General features: G+C 70.1%; 6 protein-coding genes. 2 read left to right on the forward strand and 4 right to left on the reverse strand.

What is annotated here, in order from left to right; all coding sequences use genetic code 11:
- The 4 genes from VGZ32_RS00595 to VGZ32_RS00610 form a co-directional block, all read right to left on the reverse strand.
- A partial coding sequence (locus tag VGZ32_RS00595) for an MFS transporter (RefSeq protein ID WP_326883745.1) occupies positions 1-1,184 on the reverse strand: 1,184 nt, incomplete at its 3' end.
- A 392-nt stretch (positions 1,185-1,576) separates the two neighbouring features.
- Positions 1,577-2,206, reverse strand: a complete 630-nt coding sequence (locus tag VGZ32_RS00600; RefSeq protein ID WP_326883746.1) for a TetR/AcrR family transcriptional regulator — start codon at positions 2,204-2,206, stop codon at positions 1,577-1,579.
- 10 nt (positions 2,207-2,216) lie between these two features.
- Positions 2,217-3,467 (reverse strand): acyl-CoA dehydrogenase family protein, encoded by a 1,251-nt coding sequence (locus tag VGZ32_RS00605; RefSeq protein WP_326883747.1) that lies wholly within the window; start codon positions 3,465-3,467, stop codon positions 2,217-2,219.
- Positions 3,468-3,553: 86 nt separating this feature from the next.
- Complete coding sequence (locus tag VGZ32_RS00610; RefSeq protein WP_326883748.1) at positions 3,554-5,200, reverse strand: long-chain fatty acid--CoA ligase; 1,647 nt, start codon at positions 5,198-5,200, stop codon at positions 3,554-3,556.
- A 164-nt stretch (positions 5,201-5,364) separates the two neighbouring features.
- Between VGZ32_RS00610 and VGZ32_RS00615 the strand changes: the two genes are divergently transcribed.
- Both VGZ32_RS00615 and VGZ32_RS00620 read left to right on the forward strand, forming a co-directional pair.
- Positions 5,365-6,426 (forward strand): phosphotransferase family protein, encoded by a 1,062-nt coding sequence (locus VGZ32_RS00615; protein ID WP_414642436.1) that lies wholly within the window; start codon positions 5,365-5,367, stop codon positions 6,424-6,426.
- Between the two features lie 53 nt (positions 6,427-6,479).
- Positions 6,480-7,417: acyl-CoA dehydrogenase family protein (locus VGZ32_RS00620; protein WP_326883750.1), on the forward strand; the 938-nt coding region annotated here is incomplete at its 3' end.

Consider the following 7,417-nt stretch of genomic DNA (forward strand, 5'->3'; position numbering starts at 1 on the left):
GCCAGCCCGGTCGCGGTCGCCGCCGGGTTTCGCGCCTCGACCGTCTCGGTGAAGCTCGCCATCCAGGGCGCGTAGGTCATCCCGCCGAAGATGCCGATCCCGGCCACGAGCAGGGCGAAAGTGTAGTAGCTCGTGGACGGCCTGGTCGCGGCGAGGGCGAAGGGGATCAGCACGCCGATCGAGGCGAGTGCGCCGACGAGCATGAACGGCTTGCGCACCTTCGACAGGTCGGACAGCAGGCCGATCACGACCAGGCTGATCGCGTTCGCGCCCCAGTACCAGTTCAGCAGTCCGGCGGTGCGTTGGACCGAGTAGTTGAACGTGGTGACGTAGTAGACGGTGAACGAGCCGACCGCGGCGAAGTAGAGCAGCAGGAAGAGGCTGATCGCGAGCGCCGAGCCGATGACGTCGCCGCGCAGCATCTGCCGCCACTGGCCCTTCAGCGCGGCCGCCACGTCGAGGCCCTTCGCCCGCGCCTCGACCAGCGCACGGTCCCGCAGGGTGACCATGATCTGGTCGCGCAGCTGCGGGGAGAGCTCGCGCAGGCCGAACAGCGCGATGACGAACACGATCAGGCCGGACCAGCCCGCGTACCGGAACTCGTCCTGAAAGGTGGTCGAGCCGGTGAAGGTGTGGCTGGTGACGCCGGTGACGACCAGGCTGCCGACGACCGGCCCCATCGTCCAGTACCCCATCGCGGAGGCGCGGCCGAGCTGCGGGGAGAAGTCGCGCACCAGGGCCGGGGTGGTCACCAGGATGACGCCCTCGACGAAGCCGACGATGGTGATCAGGGCCAGGTACACGCCCTTGGAGCCGGCGTTCGGCACGGCGAAGGCGACCAGCAGGCCGACGATGAGCAAGCCGTAGACGGTGAGGTTGGCGCGGCCCCAGCGATCGGCCAGGCCGGCGAGCAGCGAGGCGAAGGCGCCGACCGCGTTGGCCACCACGGAGACGTACACGAAGTATGTGAACGTCATGTTGAAGTGGGTGATGATCGGCGTGGACACCGCGTACTGGATGTACAGCTGGTAGTACAGGACGATCGTCGCGAGCACCACGATGGCCAGATACGCGTAGCGGGTCGTGGTCGCGGGGTAGCTGGTCAGCTGCCGATTCCACAGACGGGGCGAGCGGGCCGGCTGGGGCAGCGGGGAGGTGGTTCCTTCCAGGGTCGACGTGGACACGGATTCCTCCTGGGCCAAGGTCTGCCGCACTTCCTCGTGCGGCGGCGTGAGCGTAGTACCGACTGGACGGTATGGCCAGGACGCGGACGGCTTTGTTCGCCGGACGCGCGGTTTCGCGCGATATCCGGTGATCCGGGAGGGGGACGCTGGCCGCCAGCGCGGTATCTGGTGATTCAGGCGTTAAGACGACCGGTCGTCATCCCGCGTATCGGGAAGGTGGGTGCCGGTCATGCACGGGTTAAGACGACCGGTCGTCATCCCGTGTATCGGGAACGTGGGTACCGTTCATGCACGGGTTAAGACGACCGGTCATTTTGGCGTCCGGTGGCACGAGTGGGATCGGCAGTGCGAACGCGTCGTCGGGCGATCCGGGTAGGCGGCGGTGCCGTTCGTCAGTTCTTGATCAGGCCGCCGAGCACGAGATCCGCGTAGTGCTCAGCGACCTGCCGCCGGCTCAGGCCCCCGTCCCGGTGGTACCAGGTCCCGAGGTGGTTCACGGCCCCGTAGAAGTAGTGGGTGACGATGTCCGCCGAGACGTCCGCCCGGAAGACTCCCTCACGCTGCCCCTCCTCCACGAGGGTGCGGAACCGCTCGTGATAGCGGCGGCGCTCGGCCCGCACCTGGGCCCGCTTGTCGGCGGGCAGCATGTGCATCGAGCGGAAGAAGACGATCGCCTCGTCGATCGAGCCGAGCGTCGTCTCCACCACGTCCTCGGCGACCGCGCGCACCCGGTCGGCGGCGTCGCCCGGCCCGTCCGCGAGCGAGTTCAGCCGCTCGGTCTGCAAACTCAGCAGCCGATGGTAGATCTCGTACAGCAGATCGTCCTTGGAGGCGAAGTAGTGGTACATCGCCCCCTTGGTGACCCCCGCCGCGGCCACGATCTCCTGGACCGACGTGCCCTCGAAGCCCTGCTCGGCGAAGAGCCGGACCGAGACGGCCAGCAGCCGCTCGGGGACCGGCAGCCCGCGCAGGCCGGCGAACGGCTCGGCGACCTGCGCGTCATTCGTCGAGGGACGTGGCATGGCGTTAAGACTAGCCATGATCGGGGACACTCCAGCCGGTGCGGGCCAGGTACGGAGCCAGTTCGGTGCGCGCGACCGAGCGCACGTGTACCTCGTCCGGCCCGTCGGCGATCCGCAGCGTGCGCAGCGCGGCCCACATCCCGGCCAGCGGGGTGTCGTCGCTGACCCCCGCCCCGCCGTGGACCTGGATCGCCTTGTCCACCACGTCGAGGGCGACCCGCGGGACCACCACCTTGATCGCCGCGATCTCGACGCGCGCCGTCTTGGTGCTGTACCTGTCGATCATCCATGCGGTCTTGAGCGTCAGCAGCCGCGCCTGCTCGATCGCCATCCGCGACTCGGCGATCCACTGCTGCACCACGCCCTGCGCGGCCACCGGCTTGCCGAACGCGACCCGGGACGCCGCCCGCTCGCACATCAGCTCGAGCGCGCGCTCCGCAATGCCGATGGCCCGCATGCAGTGGTGGATGCGGCCGGGTCCGAGCCGCGCCTGGGCGATCGCGAAGCCGCCGCCCTCCTCGCCGATCAGGTTTTCGACGGGCACACGTACGTCGTCGAACTCGATCTCGGCGTGGCCGTGCTGGTCGTGGTACCCGAACACGGGCAGCGACCGCACGACCTTCACTCCCGGCGCGTCGAGCGGGACGAGCACCATCGACTGCTGCCGGTGCGCCGGGCCGTCGGGGTCGGTCTTGCCCATCACGATCAGGATCCGGCAGCGCGGGTCCGCGGCCCCGGTGGTCCACCACTTGCGCCCGCTGATCACGTACTCGTCGCCGTCGCGGTCGATCCGGGTCCTGATGTTCGAGGCGTCCGAGCTGGCGACGTCGGGCTCGGTCATGGCGAAGCCGCTGCGGATCTCGCCGCGCAGCAGCGGCTCGAGCCAGCGCTCCTTCTGCGCGGGGGTGCCGAACAGGTGCAGCACCTCCATGTTCCCGGTGTCCGGCGCGGCGCAGTTGATCGCCTCGGGCGCGAGCTCCACCGAGCGGCCGGTCAGCTCGGCGAGCGGGGCGTAGTCGGCGACGGTGAGGCCGTGGCGCGGGTCGGTGGCGTCCGGCAGGAAGAGGTTCCACAGGCCGCGCTTGCGGGCCTCGGTCTTAAGCTCCTCGACCACCGGCGGTACTCCGTGCACGTCGCCGGCCTCGGCGAGCACCCGTCGCTGCGCCGCGTAGACCGGTTCGGCGGGGTAGACGGAGCCGTCCATGAATTCCTGGAGCCGGCCGAGGTAGTCGCGCGCCAGGGTGCTGAGTTGGAAGTCCATGTCTCTCGCCTCGTGGTCTCATGTGTTCTGGAGAACACGGTTCCGTCGTGCTCGGCCGTCGGCGTCCCCGAGATGGGGACGGCCCGCTAGTTCAGTCGCTCCACAGTCAGTTCGCCGTCGCGGTACCGCGCCCGGAGCACCTTCTTGTCGTACTTTCCGACCGTCGTCTTGGGGACCTCGGCGATGAAGGTCCAGTTCTCCGGCACCTGCCAGCGCGCGAACTTGCCGCTCAGGTAGCCCGCCAGCTCCGCGGCGGTCGCGTTCTCGCCCGGCCTGAGCACCACGCACGCGAGCGGGCGCTCCTCCCAGCGCGGGTCCGGGATGCCGACGACCGCCGCCTCGAGCACCGCCGGGTGGCCGTGGAGCTGGTTCTCCAGATCCACCGAGGAGATCCACTCGCCCCCGGACTTGATCAGATCCTTTACTCGGTCGGTGACCTTGAAGAAGCCGCGCCCGTCGATCGTGCCGATGTCGCCGGTGCGCAGCCAGCCGTCGTGGAACTTCTCCGGCGCGCGGTCGCGGTGGTAGGACCCGGTGATCCACGGGCCGCGCACCTCGATCTCGCCGGCGGTAATCCCGTCCCACGGCAGCGGCTTGCCGTCGTCGAGGCCGACGACGCGCATCTCGACCCCGGCTGCGATCCGGCCCGAGTTCAGCCGCCACTCCACGTCCTCCGGCGTGGCGTGCGGCACCTCGGCCGGCGGATGGGACATGCCGCCGAGCGGGCTGGTCTCGGTCATGCCCCACCCCTGCACGATGCGCAGGTTGTAGCGCTTGTCGAACGCCTCCAGCAGGGCGCGCGACGCCGCCGAGCCGCCCGACGTGCCCATGCGCAGGGAGGACAGGTCGATCTTGTGCTGTTCGCCGTACGCGAGGATGCCGTTCCAGATGGTGGGGACGGCGGCCGCGAGCGTCGAGCGTTCGGTGGCGATGAAGCGGGTGAGCATGTCGGGTGTCATGAACGGGCCGGGCATGTGCTGGGTCGCGCCGGACAGAAAGCAGCCGTACGGGAAGCCCCAGGCGTTCACGTGGAACATCGGCACGATCGTCAGCACCCGGTCGGCCTCGGTGCTGCCGCAGAGGGAGGCGGCGTTGCTGGCGAGCGCGTGGAGGTACGTCGACCGGTGCGAATAGACGACGCCCTTCGGGTCGCCGGTCGTGCCGCTGGTGTAGCACATGGACGCGGCGGTCCGCTCGTCCAGCTCCGGCCAGGCGAACCGGGTCCGCTGGGCCTCGAGCAGCTCCCGGTACCGCAGGACTTTGGCACCGGCCGGGGCGCTCGCCTCGAGGGCGCCGGCGTCCCCCGCGCCGATGACGATGTAGGTCTCGACCGCGCTCAGCCCCGGGGCCACCTGCGCGAGCAGCGGGACGAGGGTGTCGTCGACGAGGACGACCCGGTCTCCGCCGTGGTCGATGATGTGCGCGAGCTGGTCGGCTGGAAGCCGGATGTTGAGGGTGTGCAGGACGGCGCCCATACCGGGGATGGCGAAGTATGCCTCGAGGTGCTCCTGGGAGTTCCAGCAGAAGGTCCCGACCCGGTCGCCCGCGCCGACGCCCAGCTCGGTCAGGGCGGCTGCCAGACGCTCGGCGTTGCGGGCGATCTCGGCGTAGGTGGCGCGCCGGGCACCCGCCCCGGCCCAGGTCACGCACTCGCTGCCGCCGTAGATCCGGGAACCGTGGCGCAGGATCGCCGACACGGTGAGCTGGTAGTCCTGCATGGTGCTGGCGATCATCTCGTCCCTCTTCCGAAGCCTCGTCGCTTCCGGGCCTGGTCGACGTACCGACTAGTCGGTACTGTTTCACCCGGCGGTGCGTGCCGCAAGAGCCGACGCGAGGAAGACGTTGAGGGAAGAACCGAGACATGCCTCTATCGCAGGATGACATCGACGGCGGCGACATGCGCGGCGACGGGGAGCCGAGCGCGCCGGCGGACCCGCCCGGCCTGTCCCTCTCCGCGCTTCGGGACTTTCTGGCCGAGCACCGAACCGACCTCGCCGACGGCTCCGCTCCGCTCACCGCGCGGCTCATCGCCGGGGGCAAGTCGAACCTGACTTACACGGTCACCAATAGCGGCGGCCGCACCTGGGTGCTGCGCAGGCCGCCGCTCGGCCACGTGCTGGCCACGGCGCACGACATGGGCCGGGAGTTCCGGGTGCTGTCCGCGCTCGCCCCCACCGCCGTGCCGGTCCCCGAGGTCTATCTCCTCTGCTCAGACCCCGAAGCGATCGGCGCGCCCTTCTATCTGATGGAGTTCGTCGAGGGCGCCGTCTACCGCTACCGATCGCAGACCACTTCTCTCACCGCCGAGCGCGCCGGTGCGATCTCCTGGGCGCTCATGGACGTCCTCGCCGATCTGCACGCCGTCGATCCCGCGTCCGTCGGGCTCGCGGATTTCGGCCGCCCGGACGGCTATCTCGACCGCCAGGTCGCACGGTGGGGCAAGCAGCTCGCAGCCTCGCGCAGCCGCGAGGTGCCGGGAATCGATGAGCTGCAATCGGCGCTCGGTACCGGCATCCCGGCGCCGCAGCGCGCGTCGATCGTGCACGGCGACTACCGCCTCGACAACGCCATCGTCTCCCCGGACGACCGGATCGCCGCCGTGCTGGACTGGGAGATGGCGACGCTCGGCGATCCGCTGGCCGACCTCGGGATCATGTGCGTGTACTGGTCCGAGCTCGAATCGATCGGCAGCGGCGCGTTCAGCTCGGCCGTCGATCCGGGGACCGGCTTCCCGGACGCGCCCGCGCTCGTCGCCCGCTACGCCGAGCGCAGCGGCCTCGACGTGTCGCCGATGCCGTGGTACATCGCGTTCGGCTACTTCAAGCTGGCGGTCATCGCGGAAGGCATCCACTTCCGCTTCTTGCAGGGCAAGACGGTCGGCCCGGGATTCGAGAACATGGGAGCGATGGTTCCCGCCCTCGTCGCCCGCGGACTGGACACGCTGAGAGAGGGACGGTGACCACGCCTGTGGCCGGATCAGGGACGGAACCAGCAGGAACCGATGCCGGGACGGTGACCGCCGAAGACGTTCTGCGGCGAGTGCGCGACCTGCTTGAGGCGCACGACCCGCGCACCACCGCGCGACTCGATTTCCTGCGCGCGCGGTTCGATGCCGGGCTTGCCTGGGTGCATTTCCCGGTCGGGCTCGGGGGATTGGGCGCGCCGCGCGAGTTCCAGGCCGTCGCGAACGAGGCCCTGGATGCGGCGGGCGCGCCGACGAACGACCCGAACCGGATCGGCATCGGCCTCGGCATGGCCGCGCCGACGATCCTGGCGCACGGGACCGACGAGCAGCGCCGCCGCTTCCTGCGTCCGCTGTGGACCGGCGAAGAGGTGTGGTGCCAGCTGTTCAGCGAGCCGGGCGCCGGTTCCGACCTCGCCGGCCTGGCCACGCGGGCCGTCCTGGTCGCCCCCGACGCCGGTGACAAGACGGTCGGAGGCGGGGCCTGGATCGTGGACGGGCAGAAGGTCTGGACGTCCATGGCGCACGAAGCCCGTTGGGGAATCCTGATCGCTCGCACCGATCCCGGTGTCCCCAAGCATCGGGGCCTGACCTACTTCGTCTGCGACATGACGGCCCCCGGGGTCGAAGTCAGACCCCTGCGGCAGATCACCGGCGAGGCCGAGTTCAACGAGGTCTTCCTCACCGCGGTACAGATCCCGGACAGCTACCGGCTCGGCGCGGTCGGCGACGGCTGGGCCGTGGCGCGCACCACGCTGATGAACGAGCGCGTCGCGATCGGCGGTGGCTCATCGCCGCGCGAGGGAGGCGTGATCGGCGTCGTCGCGAAAGCTTGGCGGGAGCGGCCCGAACTGCGCACCGCCGCCGCGCACGACACGCTGATGCGCCTTTGGGTCGAAGCGGAGGCGACGCGCCTGACCGCTGCGCGATTGCGGCAGTCGCTCGCCGCCGGGCAGCCCGGCCCCGAGGGTTCGGCCGCGAAGCTCGC

Origin of the sequence: Actinocrinis sp. (assembly GCF_035938995.1) — a bacterium.
Lineage (GTDB): Bacteria > Actinomycetota > Actinomycetes > Streptomycetales > Catenulisporaceae > DASZGI01.